Raw genomic sequence first — 23,898 nt, forward strand, 5'->3', positions numbered from 1 at the left:
TCTCCCCTAACTTTCATCCGACTTGCGCCGGGTAAAGATTCGGATTGGTGTTCCTTCAAAATCAAACGCCCCCCGGATTTTGTTCTCCAGATAACGCTCATAGGAGAAGTGCATCAGTTCCGGATCATTCACGAAAACAACGATGGTCGGCGGTTTAACGGCTACCTGGGTCACGTAGTTGATGCGCATCCGTCTGCCCTTATCCGTTGGCGGAGGATTAATCGCAACGGCATCCGATACCACGTCATTAAGCAAATGAGTCTGGACGCGGAGGCTATGCTGTTCGGCCGCATGCTGTACAACAGGAAGCAGCTTGTGCAGACGCGATTTCGTCTTGGCCGATAGGAATACAATCGGTGCATAAGTCATGAACAGGAAGTGATCGCGGATCTTTTGGTCAAACTGCTGCATCGTTTTATCGTCTTTATCCACAACATCCCATTTGTTCACGACGAATATCGAAGCTTTACCCGCTTCGTATGCATAACCTGCAATGTGCTTGTCCTGGTCGATGATGCCCTCTTCGCCATTGATGACGATCAGCACCACGTCGGCGCGTTCAATCGCGCGCATCGCACGCATAACGCTGTATTTTTCGGTGGTTTCATACACTTTCCCACGCTTGCGCATCCCTGCTGTGTCGATCAATACATAACGCTGTCCGTCTTTCTCAAATGGCGTATCAATCGCATCGCGCGTCGTTCCTGCAATGTCGCTGACGATAACCCGCTCTTCGCCGAGTATCGCGTTGACGAGCGAGGACTTGCCTACATTCGGACGACCGATCAAAGCGACTCTGATCACATCTTCATCATACTCATCATCATTCAGTTCCGGCAGAATCTCAACGATCGCATCCAGCAAATCGCCGATACCCGTGCCGTGGCTTCCCGAGATCGGAATCGGATCACCGAAGCCCAGGCTGTAGAACTCATAAATTTCATCATGACGGCTGAGGTTGTCGACCTTGTTCACGGCCAGAACTATAGGCTTTCCGGAACGGAACAGAATTTGGGCCACTTCTTCATCTGACTGCGTCAATCCGCTCTTCGCGTCGCACATAAACACAATGACATCCGCTTCCTCGATTGCAAGCTCCGCCTGCATCCGGATGGACTTCAAGATGACATCGTCCCCATCAATTTCAATACCACCGGTGTCAATGACGCTGAACGGTTTCCCGTTCCATTCGGATACCCCATAAATCCGGTCCCGGGTAATCCCCGGTTTATCTTCCACGATGGCCAGCCTATCGCCAATCAATCGATTGAAAATGGTTGATTTGCCAACGTTAGGCCTGCCAACGATAGCTACTACGGGTCTTGCCATATTCACTCCTCCTGTCAATACTTCCGTTTATCATCATAGCAAAAAACGCTTATTTTGGCTAACGTTTCATATGTCTATGCTCACTTTAATCCTATTTTCCCGAACAATCAGGATTCCATGCGCCTGAATACCAGTAATTTCTGCGCTTTTATGAAATCCATCTCTGCCCTGTTCAGGAAGATATTATACAAAAAAAATCGGCGAGCCCTTTACAGGGTTCGCCGATGTTCATTTCCGAGACTGCAACAATCATTTGAATTTGCTGAGTTTGTCTCCAAAACGTTCCCCAAGCGTAATGCTGAGGCCTTGGTTGCTCAGTGATACGTTTGGATTGTCTTTAAGCTCATCCTTATGGTTACTGCTGCTTTTAGCTGGTCTTTCCTGTCTAGGAGCAGCAGCCGGAGCTTCTTCTGTTTCCTTGATGCTGAGGCTCACGCGTTTTTCAGCCGTGTTGATGTCCAGGATTTTCACTTGAACTTCCTGTCCTTCTTGCAGCACTTCCTGCGGCGTGCCGATGTGTTTATGAGAAATTTGGGAAATATGCACAAGTCCTTCGACTCCTGGTGCGAGTTCTACGAATGCGCCGAACGTTACGAGACGCTTCACTTCGCCAGTCACAACGTCGCCTGTGTGGAATTTCTCTGCAGCAGAATCCCAAGGTCCAGGCTGTGCAGCTTTGATGCTCAGGCTGATTTTTCCTTTTTCAGGATCCACTTTCAAGACTTTCACTCTGACTTTGTCTCCTTCGGAAACCACGTCAGCAGGTTTTTCAACATGGTTCCAAGCCATTTCGGACACGTGAACCAGGCCGTCTACGCCGCCTACGTCTACGAAAGCGCCGAACTGGGTCAAACGTTGTACGGTACCTTCAAGTTCTTGTCCTTCTTGAAGCTCGGACATCACTTTTTGCTTGTTGGCTTCGAATTCGGCTTCAAGCACTTCTTTGGCGGAAAGGATGACCTTGTTGTTTTCACGGTCGATCTCTTTCACTTTTACGCGCAGCGTGCGTCCTTTGTAGTCGCTGAAATCTTCTACGAAATGACGCTCTACCATGGAAGCCGGGATAAATCCGCGAACGCCCACGTCAGCTACCAAACCGCCTTTTACGACGTCATTGACTACAACTTCAAGCACGTCTTGCGCTTCGAAATGCTTTTCAAGCTCTTCCCATGCATTTTCACTGTCGATCGCGCGTTTGGAAAGAACGAGCTTTTCCTTTTCATCGTCGATGCTTACCACTTTGCATTCCACTTCCTGACCAACTTCAACCGCTTCCGAAGCGTTGTCCAGATGAACCGAAGACAGCTCACGAATCGGAATCACACCGTCATATTTATATCCAATGCTTACATAAGCCTGGTTGTCTTCCAGCTTGACGATCGAACCTTTCACGGTGTCCCCTTTTTTCAAGGATACGAATTGGTCCATTTCCTCTTGATTTACTTCAGTTTCCTGGTTTTTTGTTTCTTCCGACATGTCAATACCCTCCTCAATTCAAAAAAGCCATTTATTCAAACCTGCTGAAGCAGAGTTCAAAACAATCAAATAGTTGTAAATATCTTTCCAATAAGTGCTTGCCTTCATGCATGGGGCCGGTTAATTCAGCGTCGGCTTTCCGGTTTTCTGCATCTCGTGAATCCGCGACATAATTTTGCCTGTCACGGCTTCGACCGCTTCTCCGGAATCCATGGCTGCAAATTCGGATAAATCGATGGGTTTACCGTATATAACTCTCATTTTTCGTAAAAACTTGTAGTCACCAACGATTGCGGCAGGAACCACGGCAGCTCCGCTCCGGAGAGCAAAACTCGCAGCCCCTTTTTTGGCAGCTCCGCTGTCCGAATGACGCGTACCTTCCGGGAATATCCCCATGACCTCTCCGCCGCGCAAGATTTTGAGGGACGTTTTGAAAGAATCCTTGCTGACTCCGCCACGTTTGACCGGAAATGCGCCGAACTGCTTGAGCAGCCATCCGAGAATCGGAATCTTGAACAATTCTTCCTTGGCCATGAATTTGACCTGTCGCCTCACTTTAATGCCGACCGCGATCGGATCAAGCAGACTTTTGTGATTCGAGCAGAGCAGAACTCCGCCTTCTTCCGGGATATTCTCCGTCCCTATCGCTTCCAAGCGATACATGAACGCAAAAAGTATCCGCAGCACTCCACGGCAAAAAACATAAATCATGTTTGGTTCTCCCCATCCTTATGAGTTCGTATGAGTTCTGCAATAAGAAACGATCGTATCCACAACTTGAGGGATGTCCATATGCGTGGTATCGAGCACGATGGCATCGTCCGCGCAGCGCAGCGGCGAAACTTCACGTCCTTCATCCAGACGGTCCCGCTCTGCAATGTCCTTCTCAAGCTGCTCCAACGTCAATCCTTGCGCATCACCAAGCTCTTTAAAGCGGCGGAGAGCACGTTCCTTCACGCTTGCCGTCATGAAAATTTTCAATTCGGCATCCGGGAGCACTGTTGTGCCAATGTCTCGTCCGTCCATGACCACGCCTTTGCGTGCGGCCATCTCCTGCTGGAGTGCTACCAAGTGCTTGCGAAGCCCCTCGATCTGGGAGTAAAACGATACCATGCCGTTCACTTCCTGTGAACGAATAAACGGTGAAACATCCTGGCCGTCGACAAGCACTTTCTGCCCGTCAACACCCGGTATTAATTCAATCACCAAGTTTTGGGCATGTTGAAGCACCAAATCGGAAAATTCCGGCATAATTTCATGCTTCAGCATATACCATGTTACTGCGCGGTACATGGATCCCGTGTCCACATATATGTAGGACAGCTCTTTGGCCACCAAGCGGGCGATCGTGCTTTTCCCTGCCCCGGCAGGACCATCAATTGCAATGTTAATCTTCAAGTTGTGCTTCGTCCCCTGCCGATCCAAAGGGGCATTCCTCCTCAAACTTAAGCATAAGAACAGTGAAAATTGCTTACTGTCGTGCATTTTTCCCGAGAATAACAGACCTGGTGACAGTCAGACCGTCAGGGTTCCGATCTTTTCAAGAAAAAAGCAGGCATTGCCTGCGACGTGAAAATTATACCACACAACATACATCGATGCAAAAAAGACCCGTAGAATCAGCGCTGCCAATCCTTTACATTCCGCTCTTTTATCGGAACCCCATCCAGCCTGTCTATCGGTGAAATAAAAGGTCTCAGCGGACTGATATGCAGCGCTGCCTGGCAGAAAACCAAGGCGGCAAGGAGAAAAATCAGCAGAATTTTCGTCAGACGCCCCGCCTGCTCGCACAGTCGTTCAAACAATAAAAGGTACTGCTTCACCTGTTCTTTTTCGTTCACATGCATGCACTCCCGGATTTTTCCTATTAATGTTTCCGGAAGCTGCCTTATTTATGCAGCGATTCAATCGAAACCAATCGCCCGTGTCAGCGTCTGAAATCGAACTGTCGTTCGAAGCAATAGCGGATCAGCTTCTGGCGCTCCATGTCCGCGATCGTGATGAACTTGACCATGACGATTTTGCGGCCGTTCTCGAGGACCCTGATACGTACGACTTCGCCATTGAACGGAACATGCTCAATGCTGCCGTTCTTATAGGGCACGAGTACCCAGCAGGACAATCCGTCCCCTTCCGACAAACGATGGTTGGCATCGCAGAAGAAGGATAAGCCTCCTCCGCCCACATCATCCGTCCGTGCAACAAAGCGCAGCATTTTGTCCGTTTTGACGGCGACCTCAAGCTCCGCATTCACGCGCAGAAAGCTGCGGCGCTGGATTTTGCTAATGGAATCCGGTTCAGGCTTGCGGATGCGGACCATTCGGATCACATCTTCCTTGAATCCCAGGACATAGGAATTGAAATAATTTTTGATCCCGCCTTCGGACATAAAGAAAATCGAAAGCTCGTCCCCGATAAACAGCTTTTTCAATCGTCCCGTGCCTTCCTGCATCGGTACTTCGATGAGAATCGAATCCTCGTCCATATCCCCGATTCTGGATTTGTATTGGACGACCGCTTCTTTTTCATCTCCTGAATCTACGCTAATAAATAATAAGTCCCCTATTTTCGGATACAAAAAAGTTCACCGCCAGCTCTTATAATAACCGCATATCCTGATTATACCATGTCTTTAGATTCAGGTAAGCGTGTTTTTGAGCAAAAAAAGAAGCCTCTTTGCGAAAGGGGCTTCCTGTAAGCTGGTATAAAAGTCTTCTATCTTTCGGCCGCCAGGCGGTCTGATGCTTTCAGTTCCTCGACGATTTTCTCGGTTCCGTCACTCGCGTCCAGGTACAACCGGTATCTTGAACCGTTAATATTACCGCCAAATTCATAGCATAACGCTTCCTTGCCCAGGTCGTCCTTGATCAAAGCCATGCGGTTATAGGTTTCCTTAAACTCCGGATTGACCTTTTTGCGCACCTCGGCCAATGTCATTTTCGGTTTTGGAATTTTGCGTTCAGTTCTATGCTCATATACGTAATCGCTTGCCTGGAAGCCGGTGACCTCGCCATTGTCGAGGCCGGCGCGGACAGTGATTTTTTCAGGGTATATGAGTACGCCGTCCTGCTTGCTCACATAGGTCAGGTTACCCATGTTGCTGTACTGGTCCGCTGTTACTGCCGTCATATTTTTATAGCCCTTCTTGGTCAGAAACTGATCTGCTTTGGCTTTAGCCTGATCCATCGTAACGGACTTTTTGCCGATTTTCCGGTTGTCGTGGTAGCTGATCAGAAGTCCGCCTTTTTTCGTGAAATCCATGGAAATGGGAGCCGGAAGATCCTGCGATGTCACGGTCGCCGTGTAAGACTCCCATTCCGTTCCCTTGCCGTTCTCCGTCACCTGAATCGAGGCATGCTGGCCGGCATCCGCGAATTTAGCAGCCTTCCGCTTAATATCCTCTTTGGATACCGCATTTCCGGACAGCATCTTCACAGAGCGTTTGTCGTAAATGCTGGATACAGCAGGTCCCCAATTGAGCTCTGGGTAAGCCCCGACGCGTTTGTCCACGGTTTTGAAGCCGTCGATAATCGTGTTGTCCGATGCCTTCTCTTCCGTGGCCATGGCGCTCTCCACATCCATCCAGCGCAGCCGGTTCGAGATCACCTTGCTTTGGACGGTCTGCAGGTCCTTGGTAATATCGGCAGAATTTTTGTAGAGTGTCTTCAGATTTTTCAGCTCGTCCGGCGTCAGCGGCTCTTTATCGAGGTTCCGCATGGACGTCTGGTACGAGAAATTCGATATCCTGGACAAGAAATCTTCGGTTTTATTAAAAGGCAGCATGGTAAGCGGCAGCTGGTTGATCTCGTTCTGGGCTTCGCTCGTCAGCCTCCATACATTGATCAGCCCTTTGCGGTGCATGGCGTTCGAGGTCGAACTGACCGCAAGTGTATTGCCAAGCTCGCTATGCAGGCGGTCCATATGATAGGACAAATCATGAAAAGCCCGCTGGTACTGATTCTCCGCTTTAATCAAAATCGAGTTTTTCTCCTGATTCTCTTGGTACCCCCACACGAAAGCCCCGATCATTAAGAGGGTAACGATGGGAAACAATACAGCGCTTAGTCGCTTGTACATAATAGCTCAAGTCTCCTTTCTTCAACCGCATGGACCCAGGAATCACACAGATATGGATCCATCTACTGTATAAAATGAACAAAGGGCAATTCCTCTTCCCTTGATTTCAGGGAATAAGAGAACATCTTTACTTTTCGTTCAATTTATATGGTTGCTGCTGTTAGTTTGACAAGAAGAAAGGAGTCTTATGCATCAAATGGCAGCCCCGCCTAATTTCCTGTTCCCGCGTACGGGCAAACCGAAAGCGAGCTTTCCGGCTAAATCGGAAGCTCTTCGATGTCAAACAGGTTTTTATTGTTGCAAAGGCACTGCTTGAAGCCGGTCTCAATGCGTCCACGGTCTCTTTTTCCCCTCAAAATAAACCGTTCCCCGCACTGCTTGCATACGATCGTCACTTTTACACGCAAAAAAGGCACCCTCCATCCTCATTAATTTTCCATAAATGGAATCTCGTAGGATAAAGTCTGCCCACTTTGTTTACGTATTAATCTCTTCCTCCCGCTTCAGAAAACGGAATGGCGAGCGGTTGTTAGCCCGGTACACCTTGCCCATGCCCCCATACCACAGGAATGCCATGAGCGGAACGATGAACCAGATCCAGTACTGCGTCATGGTGGCCAGAATCAGGTCGTACACGCCATGCCAAAACCAAGGAATGAACATCGAGTAGGCCAGATAACGTTTGGCCTTGCGTCCGGTAGAGAACCGGGCACGCCCCAGATAATAGCCCATCATGACACCGAACATCGCATGGCCTGAGACGGGAAGCAACGCCCGCAGAAACATCGCCCCGATCGAAGCGTGGCTGTACCAGGCGTACATCACATTCTCGACTGTCGCGAAGCCAAGCGAAATGGCTACAGCATACACGATGCCGTCGTACGGCTCGTCAAACTCCGTGTGGTTATAGATCATATGGTACAGGACGAACCACTTCAGAAATTCCTCGACGAAGGATGAAATGATAAATGACTCGACATAGGGATTGCCCCCAAATCCGTCCGTCATCCCCCGTTGTATGATCATGACCGGCACCACGATGAGGAATCCAAGGACGAATACCTTCATAACCATCATGAGTGGTTCCTGCTCATATCTGTCCTTCAGGTAAAAGTACGTCAAAAGGGCAAGTCCCGGCGCTAACGCCGACGCAATGACTGAAAACCAAAGCACCGTTTCTTTTCCCCCTTTTATCCGTGTCCGCGCTTTAAAAAGCAATTCATCCCATGAATTCATCGTTCATGGGATGACGGCGTCAAATTTTAATCCTGTCGTTTGAAATGCTCGCGTATCACCGCTATGGCATTCTCCTGCATGACAACCTTACCATATTCATCGAGCACGGCCTCCGTGAAGGAAGCGGCCTCTCCGTATTCCGCCAAGACGGCTATGAGTGAAGGATGCTTGCCGGAATCAATCTGTTCAGGATCCATATACAGCACCCATTTATCTTTATAATGATAAAGACGGCCTGCCTCAGTGATATGACCGCCGAGAACATGCGCAGCTTCGATTAGCACCTCAAAATCATTAAACGCGTACACGATGGAATCGCTTTGCTCCAGCGTCACTTCCATTTCGTACACTTCTTCGGGAAGCTCATCTTCTCCCAAGTGGCTGTAATGCTGATGATCATATTTCCCACGGGTCACGATGACGACCATGCCTTGAGCAGGCAGAGCAAAGACCTCAACGGCGAGCGGTCCAGTTGCGTCGAAACCGAGTTCGTTATAGGCTTGATCCATCATTTCGGTGAACAGCTCATGGACCTTGGGAAGCTCCTGCCACATATCTTCCTTCTGGATTCCGCGCTCACTCAGATCGTCGAACGTGAGGAAAATCCGTATCTTATCTGAGCTTAATCGTTCTATTTTCATGACAGGATCCTCCTCTGCAAGCAATGATATAACAAATTATGATGTCTCCCATAATGTGTGCTGAAAATAGTTCTATGTAAGTATGTTATCATTATATAACCAGAAATGCACGCTGTAAAATAGACAAAAAAAGAATCATTTTGAGTGTGAACCGCCTCAAAAATGATTCTAATGGCTTGTGATGCGTTTACAATCCCGGTATGGTCGTATTCGTTTCCTTCATAATCATATCCACTTCTCTTTTCACATCGGGATTGCTGCTGATGAAATCGTTGATTTGCTTCATGCTTTCATCCTTATTATGCGAATGGGCATAATGGGAGCTGTGACCTCCAGAGCTGCCTGAACCGCTGGAGCCAATGGAACCGATATCCATCATTTTACCTGCGTTTTGCGTGATGGCAGACGTGATCGACCCTTTGTTCTTGGACATGATAGCTGTTGCGGCAGCACCGATCAGGACACCGCTTATAAATGACGAAGTATTCACAATTACAACCTCCTTATGTGATAAAATCAAGTGTATTGTTCGCTGAAAGAGACGGACTCATGCGGCATAAAATCAGGAAAGTGAGATGGAAAAATGGTTAAAAAGACAGCTGCGCTCCTTCTTGTTACGGCTATGTTGTTAAGCGCATGCGGCGAGAAAAAAGACCCCGGTACCAGTCCAAATACAGCCACCCAAAACGGAAGTCAGGGTACGACGAATGCCGGTTCAGACGTTAAGCCGAATTCCGATCAGGCCCCTGACGCCAAGGACGATGGGAGCGGCGAAGCAGCCGGCCAAGAGGCTGGTGGTTCTAAGCATGTCAGTTCGGGCAAAGACGCCGAGGAACAAAGCAATGAGGCGGAATCCAAGGAAGAGGCCTCCATTCCCCTTAAATACCACATGAACAAGGCTTACAATATCGTTCCTAATGAGGAAGGCACGGAGAAAAAAGTGGTGCTGCTGACTTTCGATGACGGTCCGAAAAAGGCCGAATGGATCAACAGCCTGATCGATACGCTGGACAAGCATCATGCCAAGGCCATTTTCTTCGTCAACGGCTACCGTGTGAAAGAAAACCCCGACCTGCTTAAGCTGATTCATGACCGCGGCCAAATCATCGGCAACCACAGCTGGGATCACATTTCCCTTCGTAAGGAACCGGAGGCCAAGGTGAAGAAGCAAATCGAAGACGTCCAGCAAATCGTTAAGGAGACGATCGGTGAAACGCCAGTGTTTTTCCGTCCACCGTTTGGCGAAGGCGGAGATGTCGGCAAAAAAATCGCCAAAGAGAACGGCCTGTTATACATGACCTGGTCGAACGGCTCTCTTGATTGGACCATGAAATCCAAAGGAACAGATAATCCGCAGAAGGTCATTCAGAATGTGATGGATCAGCTCCATGCAGGCAGCAACATTTTGATGCATGAACTGCCATGGACAACAGAAGCTTTGGATCAACTGCTGACTAAGCTGGAAAGCAAAGGCTATACTTTCGTGGACCCTAGGAGTATTGAGCTTGAAATGAGATAGTGCCATGTCAACAGCAAAAAGCACCCTTTCGGTCTATTCCGGAAAGGTGCTTTTTTATTTAGCGCTCCTGCTCACTATCCGCAGCATTATAGAGCTGAATAAGGTGCATCTCTGAAGGACAGCATAAACGCAGCGGGATACGCCGATTGCCGAACCCGCGGCTAATCAGCATTTGTGGTCTCTTGACGGCTGAATGGGGCTGGTACCAGCGGAACCATCCACAGTCATATTTCCGGTAAAATCCATTTAGCCGGATGGCTCCGAACCAGGGAAGCCTGATTTGCCCGCCATGCGTATGTCCCGCGAGAATCAGATCTGCGGCTTTGTCCGTTATAAACCGGATCCAAACCGGATCGTGCACCACTACTATTCTGCAAAGGGCTGATTCAGAGGCAGGTAATTCCGGCAGTCGGGGATACCCATCCCGCTTGCTTCGAGGTTGGTCCACACCGGTTAGGCATATCTTCTCCCCATCCCGTTCCAGAATCGTATTCTCGTCTCGGAGCAGTATACCTCCGTTTAGTTCAAGAACCCGAGCCAACCCGTCCGGATCGGCCTTCAAATCATGATTGCCGTAAACCCCATAAACCGGCCCAATCTCGCTTAAGATCGCCAAGTTTTCCTGGACGCGTTCCAGGGGAACGTTTCTTTCCATGATATCCCCGCCAAGAATGACCCAATCCGCTTTGCCAAAGTAAGCTTTCAGAAATTCCCTGGAGAGCTTCCGTTTATGAATATCAGAGGCAAAAAAAATCCGGCTCCCCCTAAAGGCTTCCGGGAGGTTATCTAACACGACCTCGGAATGCGTCACAGAATGAAGCCTTGCTTCATAGGACATTCTCGCCAGGAGCAGCATACAGCACGCCGCCGCAATGCCCGCACACCACCACAGCGCTGCCGCTACCATAATTCCTCCAGTGGAGGCGCGCCCTTCACTCCCCAATATACTAGAAATGCCGTCAGCACAAGAAACAGGAAGAATAGTGAATTAGTGAAGTATTTGCTGATGACGTTTTTGCGGGAACCGTATGTTTCGGAGCGGGCAGGAGCCGACTCCGTGTCCTCTTCCGAACGTGCGGCTCTAGGCTTATGCTTCTCGGCGCGTGATCGGTAAGCCTGCTGCTTCGGGCTGGACATGCGGGAACCGTCTGTCGCTGTGCTTGCAGCCCGGGGCATAGCTGCTGATCCGCCGCTTCGCTCCCTCGAGGCCTTTACCCTGCTTAGAGAGGCTGGAGCTTTAGCAGGCTTTTTCCGTTCAGGCCGTTCTTTTGTCTTCTTTGCCCGATGCCGTTCCTCGGTTGCAGGGGGCTTTTTTGCTTGGTTTTTTTTTCGGTTTCTGTTATACGTTTCTACTCTGCTAAGTTCGCTGCTCATGACTCCCTCCGAAATCGAATCACTAACCCTGATATACAATCGATCGCAAAATGGCATACCACCGGAGCAAGCAGCGTTCCGGAATGTATGTAGATATATCCGAGTCCGTAACTGCTCAAAAACACCCAGCCTGTAGGAATCCAATGCTTTAGATACCGGACATGGATAAGCGCGAAAAGAATACTCGTCCAGTAGGGACCGAAGGAGTGCTGAATGGCCCCCCGGAATAGCAGCTCCTCGCAGACGGCCACCAGTGCCGCTATGAATACAATATGCCAAACCGGACGGTTTTGAAACAGCATGTTGTTAATTCCGCCGTCATCCATGACTTCATCAGGCGTCACCCGGGACACCAGGTAATCGATAAGAAACATGATCGCGGCCAGCCCAAGACCCCATGCCACAAAATAGTCACCTTTATGGGTCACAAACAAATCGAATGGATTTCTTTTCTGAAATAAAATCCATATCAATCCGATAATTAAGGTAAGGCCTTGCGTAAGATACAGATTGATCAGGAGCAGACGGTCTGTCAGCTGATCAGGTGTGGCCTGCTTCAGTTTGGGCACACGGAATTTGAATTTTTTCATATTATGCCTGCCTGTCTTTAGTTATTGAACGAACCAAGGATCATTACCTTATTGAAGGAGTGCCAGTAATCATGAATAAACGCCCCTCCCGTTTCGAGCTTTACTCCAGCCTGCTGCTCATACTCGCGCTTGCCGCCATCGCAGCCGCGTTTCTGTCTGGTGTCCGGGTAGGAGCAGGCCGCATGGAGGAGAAATACACCTACCTAAAATTATCTTCCGCTGCTCCCGACTTCTCCGATTCGTACCAGCAGCAGGATCTCGTTACCTTCTATCATACCGTATTTTTGCCTTATCGGGAATTCAAGACCGAATGGGCTCAGTTAACGGGTTCCCTAGTCGTACCGGGCACAGAACAATCCGGCGTCTTTAAGCAGCTCTCCAAGCTGGCTGACACCAAATACGACGAAGTGCTTCAAACCTCTGTATTTGATGCCTCGCCGCTGCTGGAGCAGTCTCAGTATAACACGCTAAAAAGCCTGCGGCTGTTCAGCAAGGCTGCTGACCGCGCGGCTGCTGGTGACTCTCGTCCTGATTTCGCCATTTCCATGCTAGAAAAGGATGAATTTTATAAAAACGCAGCGAAATACGGCCTTCTTGCTCAAAAGCAGTATTACTCCTCCATGTTGAGATGGGGTGCAAAGGTAAGTCCGAATATTCCGAAGCAATATGTGGTGCCCGCCAGCCTGCAGCTCGATACGTGGACTTCTTATCCGCTGATGGTTAAGAACGAAGCCGTCGCCTCCACCATGCTAAGCAGCTCGTTTTTTAGCGCGGCTGATCCGCAGGATATTACCGCCTGCATTGATTCCTGGATTATCACCGGCAAAGCCAAAGCGCATAAGCTGACGACGCTGCAGCAAGCCGTCAGCTATCTTCGCCAGAAAGAGATCGTCCAGCCTGCTGCATTTATCAAGCTGAAGAAGCAGTACGGCACGAACGAGCTGCTGCCCCAGCTTCCATTCTTTTTCGAGCTCCAAAACGACAATATTTGAGCATAATTGCCACCGAGTGTCATAAAAATCATAGCAGATTTGGCGCTATAGATTCAACAAGCCCAAGTTTACCTATTGACAGGGGTCTTTCGGCCATGATACATTATGAAAAAATTAACGATTTAAACCGATGAAGGAAAAAAGATTCTTGAGAGTCTTCAGAGAGCCGGTGGTTGGTGTAAACCGGTGACAGTCAAGCCATCTTAGCGTTCCAGAGAAGCTGCATTGAACCTTACTAGTAGGTGCAGCCGGGTCATTTCCGTTATCAAATCAGGTCTGTAACAGGCCTCTGAGGCTGCTGGCTGAACCCAGCGGTAAATTAGGGTGGTACCACGAACAACTCTCGTCCCTTACTACGCAAGTAGTGTGCGGATTGAGGGTTTTTTTGTTATATCAGCACCCTGCCTTCCCGCGCTAGCGCCGCATCCGCGCAGCGATATATCTTCGCTCTTTTATACAGCACCGCGTTGCCCAGGGAATACCACATTTACAAAAAGCATTGCTGACGACGGTTTTACAGGATTGTATTTCATTACGGAATGCAGTCCTCCAATATAAGTGTTCCAACAGAATGAGGAGGAGAAACCATGTTTAAAGTGTTAGTATCGGATCCAATCAGCGATCTCGGGATTCAGCAGCTGATGGATGCAGCCGATGTCCTGGTAGAGAAAAAGACGGGACTCGGAGAAGATGAGCTTGCTTCCATTATCGGAGAGTATGATGCCCTGCTCGTCCGCAGCCAGACACGCGTCACCGAGAAGATTATGGCGGCAGGAACGAACCTTAAAGTCGTCGGCCGCGCCGGAGTCGGCGTTGATAACATCGACCTCGAGGCAGCCACCAAACGCGGCATCATCGTCATTAACGCACCGGACGGCAATACGATCACCACATGCGAGCATACCTTCGCCATGATGATGGCACTCGCCCGTCACATCCCGCAGGCCTACGCCAAAACGGTTGGCGGCGTCTGGGACCGCAAGTCCTTTCTGGGCGTTGAGCTTCGCAACAAGACGCTCGGCGTAATGGGCATGGGTCGTATCGGCAGTGAAGTGGCCAAACGCGCGAAAGCCTTTGGCATGAATATTCTCGCTTTCGATCCGTTCTTGACGCAGGAACGTGCCGAGAAGATGGAAGTGAAGCTCGCATCCGTGGATGACATCGTCCGCAATGCCGACTTTATGACCGTTCATACGCCGCTGACTCCTGAAACGCGCCACATGATCTCCCGTCCTCAATTCGAAGTCATGAAGAAGGGCATGCGCATCATTAACTGCGCGCGTGGCGGCATTATCGACGAAACCGCCCTCGTGGAAGCCATCGATCAAGGCATTGTCGCCGGAGCAGCCTTCGACGTATTTGAGAGCGAGCCTCCACAGCAAGATCATCCGTTTCTTTCGCATCCGAAAATCATCGTGACGCCTCACCTGGGCGCTTCGACCGTCGAGGCACAGGAGAACGTCGCTATCGACGTATCGGAGGAAGTGCTTCATATCCTGCGCAACGAACCTTTCAAAAACGCAGTGAACATGCCTCCGGTTGCCGCAAGCGTGATGAGCCGCCTGCAGCCGTACTTCTCCATCGGTGAGAAGCTGGGCAGCTTTGCAGCACAGTCCGCTAACCAGGCCGTCAATGAAATCCTCGTCGATTACGCCGGTGATCTGTCGGATGTCGATACCCTTCCGCTGACACGTTACATCGTCAAAGGCGTGCTGGGCCATCATCTCGGAAGCGAAGTCAATATCGTAAACTGCATGCATCTCGCGAAATCCCGCGACATCAATGTCGTGGTCAGCAAGGCTTCCAAATCCAAGGGATTCACGAATTTGCTGACCGTGACATTGAAGACCCAAGACCATGAGGAAACACTGGTTGCCGGTACCCTGTTGAACGGATACGGCGAGCGGATCGTGCAAATCGATAAATTCCCTGTCGATATTTCTCCGGAAGGTCATGTCATTCTGATCTCCCACAATGACAAGCCGGGCATCATCGGCAGCGTAGGTACGCTCTTGGGACAAAACGACGTCAATATCGCCTCCATGCAGGTCGGACGCAAAATCATTGGCGGAGCCGCTATTATGATTCTGACAGTCGACAAGGCTGTACAGAAGGACGTGCTCAATCAGTTGACGACATTGCCGGAGCTTAACCGGGCCATTGAAATTACGCTGTAAGCCATATAAGCCTCGTGTTTGTACCGCATAGATAACATCGAAAGCTCTTGCCTTCATGAAGGCAAGAGCTTTTTCTAATTCGGATGAATGTTCCACGTTGAACAAGATTAATCTTTGAACTTCAACAAAAAACACCTCTGAGTGAGGTGTTTCTTGGTATGCCATCAAGATTTATCGTTTTCGACAGGAAGCCTTATCGAGAAAACGGTGCCTTCGCCAAGCTGGCTGGTCACCCGGATCGAACCGGCATGGGACTCCACGATATTTTTAACGATAGCGAGGCCGAGGCCGGTTCCGTTCGATGCTCCCCTTACCCTCGCCTTATCCGCTTTGTAGAACCTTTCAAAGACGAACGGAAGGTCTTCCTGCGGAATGCCTGCGCCTTCGTCCTCAACCCGGATCTGAAGCTCTGCACTCGTCCCTTCGCCGATCCGATCGGCCACGATTCGAATCTGCTTCCCTTCCGGTGTATGGCGGAAAGCATTGTCGAGCAGGTTCGTCAGCACCTGCTCCAGCTTATCCTCATCAGCCGCTTCGAGGACAAGATTCTCCGTATGTTTGACATAGCTCAATTCGATACCGCCTTCTTTGGCCCGAACCGAGAATTTGCGGTATACGCGTTCCAGCAGATCGTTCACTTCCAGCCGGCTGCGCTGGATATCGGTGTGACCTGCTTCCATCCTTGCCAGGTCGAGCAGATCCTTGACGAGGCGCCCCATTCGCAGCGATTCGTCATGAATCACCTGAATGAGCTCCTCGCTTTCCTCAGGCGATGCAGCCATTCCGTCCAGCAGCGCCTCGCTGTAGCCCTGCATCATCGATAATGGGGTACGAATCTCGTGAGATACGTTCGCCACGAAATCCTGTCTCATCTTCTCCAGCTTCACCTGTTCGGTAATATCCCTAAGCACGGCCACGGCCCCGCGAATGTCGTTATCCCCATACAGCGGCGCCATATGGACGGACCAGACCCCCTGCTTGACATGCACATCGGAGCTGACGTCCGTCCTTTCCTGCAGCATGCGCTCAAACAAAGCAAAAAGCGGCTTCGGTACCTTTGCTTCGCGCGGGCTTTCCAGATCCTCCGTCTGCTCGAGGTCCCAGTCGATATCCTTCCATTTCGGAATCAGCTTTTGGGCAGGCGGATTCGTCAGTACGATATGACCCGAGTTGTCAATCGTAATCACGGCATCGCTCATGCTTCGCAGTACGCTCGCCAGATGTTCTTTTTCCTGATTGAGATTGCGGATATTGTCTTCCAGCTCCGTCGCCATGTGGTTAAACGTGTTGGCGAGCTTTCCGATTTCATCGCTCGTTACGATCGAAAGACGGGTGCTGTACTCCCCCTTGCTGATTGCCTCCGCAGCGCTGATCAGCTTCTGCATCGGCTGCGTGATCTTCGTAAGAAGGAACAGCGCAAAAAAGGTGGTCATCGAAAAGCCGATGATCGCCGTATAAGTGAACAGACGTTTAATATCTCCGGAATTGTTCGAGAAATTGGTGTCGATATACGGGAGCAGAAACAAGGCCATAATGATCAGGATACATGCCACCAGACATATGATTGTCGCCCACAGTTTACCGACCAGCGATGTCCAGAAGTTCACGTTATTTCGGCACCTCTAACTTGTAACCTACACCCCATACAGTCGTGATCATGGCAGCTGATTCCGGAGACACTTTATTCAGCTTTTCCCTTAATCTCTTGACATGGGTATCAACGGTACGCAGATCGCCGAAGAATTCATAGTTCCAGACATCCTTCAGCAGCTCTTCTCTTGAAAATACCTTGTCAGGCGAAACCGCAAGATAATGCAGCAGCTCGTATTCCTTCGGCGTCAAAGAGACTTCATGACCGCTAGCCGTTACCCGGTGCGCGTCGTGCTCGATGACCAGATGCGGGAATACGATGTTGTTGCTCGAATTGCTGTCCTTAGACAAGTACGCGGTGGCAGAAGAGCGTCTCAGGATCGCTTTTACACGGTATATAACTTCTCTGGGGCTAAACGGCTTTACAACGTAGTCATCCGCTCCGACTTCAAAACCTTGAACGCGGTTGATTTCCTCCCCTTTAGCCGTAAGCATGAGAATTGGTGTCGATTTTAATTGTCTCAGTCGGGTACAAACTTCCATTCCGTCCATTCCCGGGAGCATCAAGTCAAGCAAAATAAGGCCGTAATCCTGGTTGGATGCTTTGCGCAGCGCAGTTTCTCCATCCTCGGCTTCTTCCACTTCGTATCCTTCTTTTTCCAAATACATTTTCAGCAATCGGCGAATCCGTTCCTCATCGTCCACAACCAGTATTCGATTTCCGTGCTCTGACATAGACAACAACCCCTTTATGTTCATACGTGATCTTATGCACACTCTCAAAGCATCATTATAGCGAAAATCCGCTTCAACATTCAACAAGAAATGCGAAACGGATCTGCTATTGATGAAATTTGTCGTTTTATAAGTTATTCAACACCGGCGTAGGAATGCAAACCGGCAATAACCAGATTTACCCCTACCAGGGTAAACATAACCACCAGGAAGCCGATAACCGACAACCAGGCAGACTTGCTGCCCTGCCAGCCGCGGGAAAGTCTGAGATGCAGATAGGCGCTGTAGAACAGCCAGCATATCAAGGCCCATACTTCCTTCGGATCCCAGCTCCAGAAAATGCCCCACGCGATCTGCGCCCAAATCATCGCGAAGATCAATGCGCCCAAGGTAAAGATCGGGAACCCGATCGCGATGGCCCGGTAGCTGATTTCGTCCAGATCGTCCGCATCGATGCCATCCAGCAAAGGAGATGCGGCGCGGCCGAGCGGCTTGCGTGCGATCAGACGCAGAACTCCATAAAGAATGAGACCCGTTATGAAGGACCAGATGATCGTGTTGAACTTCCGTCCGGCATTCACGCCATTCATCCATGAAGGAGCGTTAAAGAGCGGCTTGCTCATGCCAAGGAACGGTTCGTAGCTTTCGATCTTGCTGTGGTAAGGTCCAACGATCGGCGGCAATTTATAAGATACCGTCTGCGTAACCGACGTTTGCGCGCCCTCCGCACCCGTCAGCTTGGTCTGCGTGAATACGGACTCATAACCTGTAGCACGGAAAATAAATACGGTAGCGATAAAGGAAATGACAAGAATAATGGAAAAGAAGATGACTTCAACCCAGCGCTGCTGTTTTCTGGCTTGCTTGTCCTTGCCCTTGAAATCCACCGTGCGCAGCAGATACATGAAACCCGCGGCAAAGGCGATCGCGAAGAAGGATTCACCGGCAGCAGCAAGCGTAACGTGAATCTTCAACCAGTAGGACTGCAGCGATGGAATCAGCGGCTGCACTTCCTGCGGGAACACGGCGGCATAAGCCATAATGATGATCGTAATCGGAACGGCGAACAAACCGAGAAGCGTCTTTTTGTAAATCAGGTACACGACCGTAAACGCAACCATGACCATCATCGACAAGAAGGACATGAACTCGTACATATTGCTGACCGGTATATGCTTGCCCCCGATCCAGCGGGTCACGAAGAATACCAGCTGGAAGATCAAGCCGAGGGTTGACACGATGAAAGCGATTCTTCCCCATTTTTTCGAGTGGGCTTCCGGATCGCGGTTGCTCCACCTGCGGCCCATCAGCGCAACCGCGAATAATATGAATGCCGCGCAATAGAGGAAGAATGCGACGATAAACATATCACTGCTGAAATCCAATAACTTCATGCTTGTTTTCCTCCGTTATCCAGGGACTTTTCGTCCACATCCAGATTCATTTTTTTCAGAATGGCCGAGACTTCCCGGCGTATGCCGAACCAGTTTTTGTTGGTGTGCGCTCCGAGCGTCAGAACGCCGTCGTCGATCCGCAGCCATATGCGGCGATGCTGCCAATAAAACCCGAGCACCAGACCGAGCATGACGATGCTGGCGCCGATCCAGATGAAAGGCATCACTTTGTCGACGCGGATATTCAAATAGGAAGTGGACAACGAGAAATCAACGTTTTCCATGCCCTTCACGTCCAGCATGAGCGGGAAATCGCCCCCGTTCAGCTTGGCATTGATGGCATCCTGCTGGAATCGTTCTTTATCGATTTCCTTCGGAAAATAAATATACTGCACACCGGCTTCTGGCAGATCCGGTCCTTTGATCAGGAATAGAAATGCCGGCGCATTCGGATTCGGAGTTTTGGTAACCGGCTTGCCGTTTTCGTCGAGACCGAAATCATTGTACTTCTCTTTCAGCTCAAGGCTGTAGTCACCTACCGTATAGTTGCGCTGCGGATTTTTGATATCCAGCTTGAAATTACCGAAGTCCTTACCGCTCTTGACGTTCACCAGCGAGGGGCTTACCGAGCGCAGCACCGGCGTCATGTCGTAGTCGAACTGGTATGCCAACAGCCCCTTGTAGTCAAGCGGGTCGTTGACCTGAATATTATGCTTAGTCACTTCCTCCAGCTTCGGTTCCTTGGTCGGATCATCACAATCCGCTGTACACTGGTAAAGTGTGGCTTGGGTATTAAAAAGCTTCGGCAGAACTTTGCCCTTATTTTGAAACTCCTTAGGCATGTCCGCTTCCGTATAATACTCCACGGTGAACTTTTCGTTCTTCAGATAATACGAAGTGTTCGGTATGTGTTTGATTTCCCCTTCGGGAAAGGCGATATGCTGATCCATTTTGAGACCCGGCAAACCGCGTGCCAGTACGGCAAGCAGGAAGATGATCAGCCCGATATGGATGACGTAAGGACCCCAGCGGCTGAAGCGGTATTTTTCCGCCAAGAGAGCGTTTCCGTCCGTGTACACACGATAGCCCTTCTTCTTGATCGGAGCCGTCGCCTGCTTTACCCATTCCTCTGCCGGCTCATTGACAGGTCCTTGATAGACGACGCGTTGGCGCGTCAGAAACTGCATATGCTTAAGTATTCTTTGCTTGGTTAATGCTTTGTAAAGCGGCAGAACCCGGTCCAGACTGCAAATGACAAGCGAGGCGCCGATCATGACCAGCAGCAGGATAAACCACCAGGATTCATACGTATGCGTGAGCCCCAGCTTGTAATAAACCAGTCCCCAGGTCCCGTAGGTTTCCTTGTAGTAGGTCGATGCATCGATATTCAAAAACGTGCTTTCCTGCGGAAAGATCGTGCCGAGCATCGAGCCGATCAGCGTCAGAATGATCATATATACCGCAATTTTGACAGAGGAAAAGAAGTTCCAGATACGGTCGATGATGTTCGGGTTCGCGCGCTGCGACCGGCGCGCCATCCCGTCATAACGCATTTCCAGAACTTCTGTGGATTCGCGGTCCTCTTGTTCAAGCGGTCTGCCGCACGCCTCGCAAAGCACGGTGCCGACCGGATTCTGGTGTCCGCACTCGCATTTCGTGTTCTTAAAAGCGATTACTTCCTGTAACATTACGATTTCACCAGCTCTTCAATTTGTTTGTCGAGGGTGGCCAAATCCAGCTGACCGAGATGAATTTTGTTGATTTTCCCGTTCTTGGACACAAAAAAGGTGGTTGGGAGGGGAGCAATGCCATATTTTGCGATAGCATCCTTGTTCGTATCAAGCAGAACCGGGAAATTCACGTTCACGCTATTCACGAAATTTTCGACGGCCATTTTGTCCTCGCCGGCATTAATTCCGACCACAACCACGTCTTTGTCCTTCCATTTTTCCCATTGTGCCTGCAGAGCCGGCATTTCTTTCACGCATGGCCCGCACCAAGTTCCCCAGAAATTGACAACTATAGCTTTCCCTTTGTATTCATCCAGCTTATGGACCTCGCCGTCCAGTCCAAGCAGCTCAAAATTCGGCGCCTTGCTGCCTTCCGTAGGCTTGCCGCCTGAGCCCGAAACTTGCGAAACAATGGCATAGCCGCCCAGAACAACGATCAAAAGCAGGATAATGATCTGAACTTTTTTTCTTGATTTACCCATGCCTAATGCTCCTTTACTATGACAAATATCATGTTTTCCATCGCAGGTTTGAACATCCTATGAACAATTATAGCGAAAACATGTCATATTTGCGGAGGCCGGTTATGAATATTGTGTGACCTTCCCAGCTATTTTTTACCCTGTTTTCCGGATTTAGCCATATTGATCAAACTTTCGATTTCAGCTTTGGTCAGATGGCGGTATAAGCCCCTTTTGAGATTCTGGAGCAGCAGGTCGCCAAACGAAATCCGCTTCAGCCGGATGACTTTGTGGGAGATCGCCTCAAACATCCGGCGTACCTGGCGATTTCTTCCTTCATGAATCGTAATCGTAATGACCGCTTCATTTTTCTCGGTATCGATATCCTTATACTCCACCTCTGCAGGCGAAGTCATACCGTCCTCCAGCTGAATGCCCGCGCGCAGCTTGTCCAGTTCGCTGCCGTGAGGGATTCCCTCAACGGTCGCGAGATATGTTTTGGGCACGTGATGCTTCGGATGCGTCAGCATGTTCGCGAATTCGCCGTCATTCGTCAGAAGCAGCAGCCCTTCCGTATCGTAATCCAAACGTCCTACCGGATAGATTCTCTCCTTGATCCCTTTGACGTAGTCCGTTACGATCTTCCGTCCTTTAGGGTCCGATGCGCTTGTGATAACACCCTTCGGTTTGTTCAGCATGATATAAATCTTGTTTTCGCCCCGGATCGGTTTGCCTGCCACCGTGATGATATCTTGTTCGGGGTCCGCTTTCGTTCCGAGCGTGGTAACGGTCTCCCCGTTAACTTCCACCTTGCCTGCCAATATCATTTCCTCGCATTTTCGACGGGAAGCGATACCTGCCTGCGCTAAAATTTTCTGTAATCTTTCCATTGTCTAATAGGTCACCTCAAACTAATGATACCCGTGAGAAGGGTAAATCACAAGTTCCTTCCAGGGAAATTCTTTTCCCGGGCATGCGGATGTGTGCGGATACAGAAAAAGAGGGGAAATGTCGTATTGTCTGGACAATTCCATAATGAGCTTGCTGGCGATAAAAAGCTGCTGCTTCTGCGCAGCGCCAAGCAGCTCGTAGCTGCGGTTGAAGTGGCCTTCCAGACAGATATGAATATGCTTGGGGTCCGTGAGCAAAGGAGCCGAAGTGACGAAGCCGTCGGCTCCGATCCAGAAATCATATCCGACTCCATTGATGGACGTGCAGGAGGAATGATGAATAATAAAGCCTTCGAAATTCATGATTTCACCTCAATCCCTGTACAAATGCTTGCGTGATACAGTATATGAGGTGTCCATCATTACGTTACGCGGGCAGTGCGGGGAATCTTCAGCCAAAAAAGAGGAGACATACGGCGATCGATGCGACAAAGCCGACCACATCCGAAAACAAGCCTACCTTCAGCGAGTATCTGGCGTTGCGGATGCCAACCGCTCCCATGTATACGGTGAGCACATACAGTGTCGTGTCCGTACTGCCCTGAATGGTCGAAGCCATCCTTCCGATCATGGAATCGGGTCCGTAGACGGAGATGAGATCCGTCGCGAAAGCGAGCGAGCCGGTACCCGTGAGCGGACGCAGCAAGCCAAGGGGAAGAATTTCGCTTGGCACGCCAAGGCTATGCAGAAACGGGCCTGTCCAGCCGACAAAGAAGTCGAGCGCGCCGGAGGCCCTGAATACGCTGATGGCGACCATCATGCCAACCAGGTTGGGGATGATTTGAACAGCCGTCTGAAAGCCCTCTTTGGCTCCGACGACAAAGGATTCATACACAGGGACCTTTCTCGTAAAGGCGAAAAGCGGAATGAAGGCGATCAAGACAGGGATCGCCCACGCGGAGATCAGATTGATCATACCAGTCATCCGGGAATCATCCTTTCATATCCGGTTTGGCCGCTGTGAAGGGGATGTCCGGAATCTTGGGCTTAGGCGGCTTGGGAAGCTTCTTCATCAGCTTTCTTCTATACCATCTGTCCGCAGCCACGGCGGCAAACGTCGCGACTATGGTCGCTGCAAGCGTCGTTCCGACGATCTCCGTCGGATTAGCCGAGTTATAATTCATGCGGATGGCGATCAAAGTGGTCGGAATGAGGGTAATACTCGCCGTATTCATGGCGAGCAAGGTGCACATAGCCGGACTCGCCGCCGTCTTGTCGGGATTCAGCGTCTGAAGCTCCTGCATGGCTTTAATGCCCATCGGAGTGGCGGCGTTGCCCAGTCCAAGCAAATTCGCGCTCATATTCGATAGGATGTATCCCATAGCGGGATGGTTTTTGGGAACGTCCGGGAACAGAAATCTGACGATTGGCCCCATCAGCTTCGCGATTTTTTGCAGAAGTCCCGAATCTTCGGCCAGCTTCATCATCCCGAGCCAGAATACAAGCACACTGATGAGACCGAAACAGACGGTAACGCCGGTTTTAGCGCCGTCAAACGCCGCGGAAGTCACAACTTCGATATTCCCCTGGGCCGCCGCAAAGCCAAAGCCGATGACGATGAGCGCAAGCCAAATCACATTGATCATATCCATTCTCCTCTCCCGTTTCTCCCATTGGAACAAGGCTG

General features: G+C 50.1%; 26 protein-coding genes and 1 other annotated feature. Of the genes, 3 read left to right on the forward strand and 23 right to left on the reverse strand.

The genetic code is table 11. From position 1 onward, the window contains the following. Positions 1–6: 6 nt before the first annotated feature. From der to ACTHPM_RS08515, 11 genes are all read right to left on the reverse strand, one after another. Positions 7–1,329: a ribosome biogenesis GTPase Der gene (gene der / locus ACTHPM_RS08465; RefSeq protein WP_440394739.1), complete on the reverse strand. Its 1,323-nt coding sequence runs from the start codon at positions 1,327–1,329 to the stop codon at positions 7–9. 249 nt (positions 1,330–1,578) lie between these two features. Further along, the gene (gene rpsA / locus ACTHPM_RS08470; RefSeq protein ID WP_440394740.1) at positions 1,579–2,805 is read right to left on the reverse strand and encodes a 30S ribosomal protein S1; all 1,227 of its coding nucleotides are present in this window, start codon (positions 2,803–2,805) and stop codon (positions 1,579–1,581) included. 120 nt (positions 2,806–2,925) lie between these two features. Then, a complete protein-coding gene (locus tag ACTHPM_RS08475) occupies positions 2,926–3,516 on the reverse strand; it encodes a lysophospholipid acyltransferase family protein (RefSeq protein WP_440394741.1) in 591 nt (196 codons plus the stop codon). 18 nt (positions 3,517–3,534) lie between these two features. Next, positions 3,535–4,230, reverse strand: coding sequence for a (d)CMP kinase (cmk, locus tag ACTHPM_RS08480; protein WP_440394742.1), 696 nt, complete (start codon positions 4,228–4,230; stop codon positions 3,535–3,537). Positions 4,231–4,424: 194 nt separating this feature from the next. Then, positions 4,425–4,646 (reverse strand): DUF5359 family protein, encoded by a 222-nt coding sequence (locus ACTHPM_RS08485; RefSeq protein ID WP_440394743.1) that lies wholly within the window; start codon positions 4,644–4,646, stop codon positions 4,425–4,427. Between the two features lie 86 nt (positions 4,647–4,732). Beyond that, on the reverse strand, positions 4,733–5,383 hold the full coding sequence (locus ACTHPM_RS08490) for a flagellar brake protein (RefSeq protein WP_440394744.1): 651 nt from the start codon (positions 5,381–5,383) through the stop codon (positions 4,733–4,735). Between the two features lie 137 nt (positions 5,384–5,520). Further along, positions 5,521–6,882 carry a germination protein YpeB gene (gene ypeB, locus ACTHPM_RS08495; RefSeq protein WP_440394745.1) on the reverse strand — a complete coding sequence of 454 codons (1,362 nt, stop codon included), beginning with the start codon at positions 6,880–6,882 and terminating at the stop codon, positions 5,521–5,523. A 257-nt stretch (positions 6,883–7,139) separates the two neighbouring features. Then, positions 7,140–7,289 (reverse strand): hypothetical protein, encoded by a 150-nt coding sequence (locus ACTHPM_RS08500; RefSeq protein ID WP_213648588.1) that lies wholly within the window; start codon positions 7,287–7,289, stop codon positions 7,140–7,142. A gap of 70 nt (positions 7,290–7,359) precedes the next feature. After that, positions 7,360–8,055 (reverse strand): glutamic-type intramembrane protease PrsW, encoded by a 696-nt coding sequence (prsW, locus tag ACTHPM_RS08505; RefSeq protein ID WP_440394746.1) that lies wholly within the window; start codon positions 8,053–8,055, stop codon positions 7,360–7,362. Positions 8,056–8,144: 89 nt separating this feature from the next. Next, positions 8,145–8,759 (reverse strand): genetic competence negative regulator, encoded by a 615-nt coding sequence (locus ACTHPM_RS08510; protein ID WP_440394747.1) that lies wholly within the window; start codon positions 8,757–8,759, stop codon positions 8,145–8,147. A 187-nt stretch (positions 8,760–8,946) separates the two neighbouring features. After that, entirely contained in the window at positions 8,947–9,249 is a 303-nt protein-coding gene (locus ACTHPM_RS08515; protein WP_440394748.1) for a hypothetical protein, read from the reverse strand. A 93-nt stretch (positions 9,250–9,342) separates the two neighbouring features. Between ACTHPM_RS08515 and ACTHPM_RS08520 the strand changes: the two genes are divergently transcribed. Then, the gene (locus ACTHPM_RS08520; protein WP_440394749.1) at positions 9,343–10,278 is read left to right on the forward strand and encodes a polysaccharide deacetylase family protein; all 936 of its coding nucleotides are present in this window, start codon (positions 9,343–9,345) and stop codon (positions 10,276–10,278) included. A gap of 58 nt (positions 10,279–10,336) precedes the next feature. Here the strand turns inward: ACTHPM_RS08520 and ACTHPM_RS08525 are convergent, their stop codons facing one another. From ACTHPM_RS08525 to ACTHPM_RS08535, 3 genes are all read right to left on the reverse strand, one after another. Next, a complete protein-coding gene (locus ACTHPM_RS08525; protein WP_440394750.1) occupies positions 10,337–11,185 on the reverse strand; it encodes a metallophosphoesterase in 849 nt (282 codons plus the stop codon). Further along, entirely contained in the window at positions 11,179–11,454 is a 276-nt protein-coding gene (locus ACTHPM_RS08530; protein WP_440394751.1) for a hypothetical protein, read from the reverse strand. The genes ACTHPM_RS08525 and ACTHPM_RS08530 overlap by 7 nt, the downstream gene beginning before the upstream one ends. Before the next feature lie 194 nt (positions 11,455–11,648). Next, a complete protein-coding gene (locus ACTHPM_RS08535) occupies positions 11,649–12,242 on the reverse strand; it encodes a lysostaphin resistance A-like protein (protein WP_440394752.1) in 594 nt (197 codons plus the stop codon). 71 nt (positions 12,243–12,313) lie between these two features. Between ACTHPM_RS08535 and ACTHPM_RS08540 the strand changes: the two genes are divergently transcribed. Further along, complete coding sequence (locus ACTHPM_RS08540; RefSeq protein WP_440394753.1) at positions 12,314–13,234, forward strand: hypothetical protein; 921 nt, start codon at positions 12,314–12,316, stop codon at positions 13,232–13,234. Positions 13,235–13,355: 121 nt separating this feature from the next. Continuing rightward, positions 13,356–13,588 (forward strand) — a binding site (T-box leader). 233 nt (positions 13,589–13,821) lie between these two features. After that, positions 13,822–15,411: a phosphoglycerate dehydrogenase gene (serA, locus tag ACTHPM_RS08545; RefSeq protein WP_440394754.1), complete on the forward strand. Its 1,590-nt coding sequence runs from the start codon at positions 13,822–13,824 to the stop codon at positions 15,409–15,411. A 164-nt stretch (positions 15,412–15,575) separates the two neighbouring features. On the opposite strand, the gene ACTHPM_RS08550 is transcribed toward serA, so the two are convergent. The 9 genes from ACTHPM_RS08550 to ACTHPM_RS08590 form a co-directional block, all read right to left on the reverse strand. After that, positions 15,576–17,018: a HAMP domain-containing sensor histidine kinase gene (locus ACTHPM_RS08550; RefSeq protein WP_440394755.1), complete on the reverse strand. Its 1,443-nt coding sequence runs from the start codon at positions 17,016–17,018 to the stop codon at positions 15,576–15,578. Position 17,019: 1 nt separating this feature from the next. Continuing rightward, a complete protein-coding gene (locus ACTHPM_RS08555; protein WP_127602855.1) occupies positions 17,020–17,736 on the reverse strand; it encodes a response regulator transcription factor in 717 nt (238 codons plus the stop codon). 134 nt (positions 17,737–17,870) lie between these two features. Further along, positions 17,871–19,130 (reverse strand): cytochrome c biogenesis protein CcsA, encoded by a 1,260-nt coding sequence (gene ccsA, locus ACTHPM_RS08560; protein ID WP_440394756.1) that lies wholly within the window; start codon positions 19,128–19,130, stop codon positions 17,871–17,873. Beyond that, a complete protein-coding gene (gene resB / locus ACTHPM_RS08565) occupies positions 19,127–20,818 on the reverse strand; it encodes a cytochrome c biogenesis protein ResB (RefSeq protein ID WP_440394757.1) in 1,692 nt (563 codons plus the stop codon). Before resB ends, ccsA begins: the two co-directional genes overlap by 4 nt. Then, on the reverse strand, positions 20,818–21,342 hold the full coding sequence (gene resA / locus ACTHPM_RS08570; RefSeq protein ID WP_440394758.1) for a thiol-disulfide oxidoreductase ResA: 525 nt from the start codon (positions 21,340–21,342) through the stop codon (positions 20,818–20,820). Before resA ends, resB begins: the two co-directional genes overlap by 1 nt. 128 nt (positions 21,343–21,470) lie before the next feature. After that, the gene (locus tag ACTHPM_RS08575; protein ID WP_440394759.1) at positions 21,471–22,211 is read right to left on the reverse strand and encodes a pseudouridine synthase; all 741 of its coding nucleotides are present in this window, start codon (positions 22,209–22,211) and stop codon (positions 21,471–21,473) included. A 21-nt stretch (positions 22,212–22,232) separates the two neighbouring features. After that, positions 22,233–22,574, reverse strand: a complete 342-nt coding sequence (locus ACTHPM_RS08580; RefSeq protein ID WP_440394760.1) for an N-acetylmuramoyl-L-alanine amidase — start codon at positions 22,572–22,574, stop codon at positions 22,233–22,235. 88 nt (positions 22,575–22,662) lie between these two features. After that, positions 22,663–23,196, reverse strand: coding sequence for a spore maturation protein (locus ACTHPM_RS08585; protein WP_440394761.1), 534 nt, complete (start codon positions 23,194–23,196; stop codon positions 22,663–22,665). A gap of 7 nt (positions 23,197–23,203) precedes the next feature. Then, positions 23,204–23,857, reverse strand: a complete 654-nt coding sequence (locus ACTHPM_RS08590; RefSeq protein WP_440394762.1) for a nucleoside recognition domain-containing protein — start codon at positions 23,855–23,857, stop codon at positions 23,204–23,206. Positions 23,858–23,898: the final 41 nt, after the last annotated feature.

Origin of the sequence: Paenibacillus sp. SAFN-054 (assembly GCF_051966755.1) — a bacterium.
In the GTDB taxonomy this organism is placed as follows: Bacteria; Bacillota; Bacilli; order Paenibacillales; family Paenibacillaceae; genus Paenibacillus_AQ.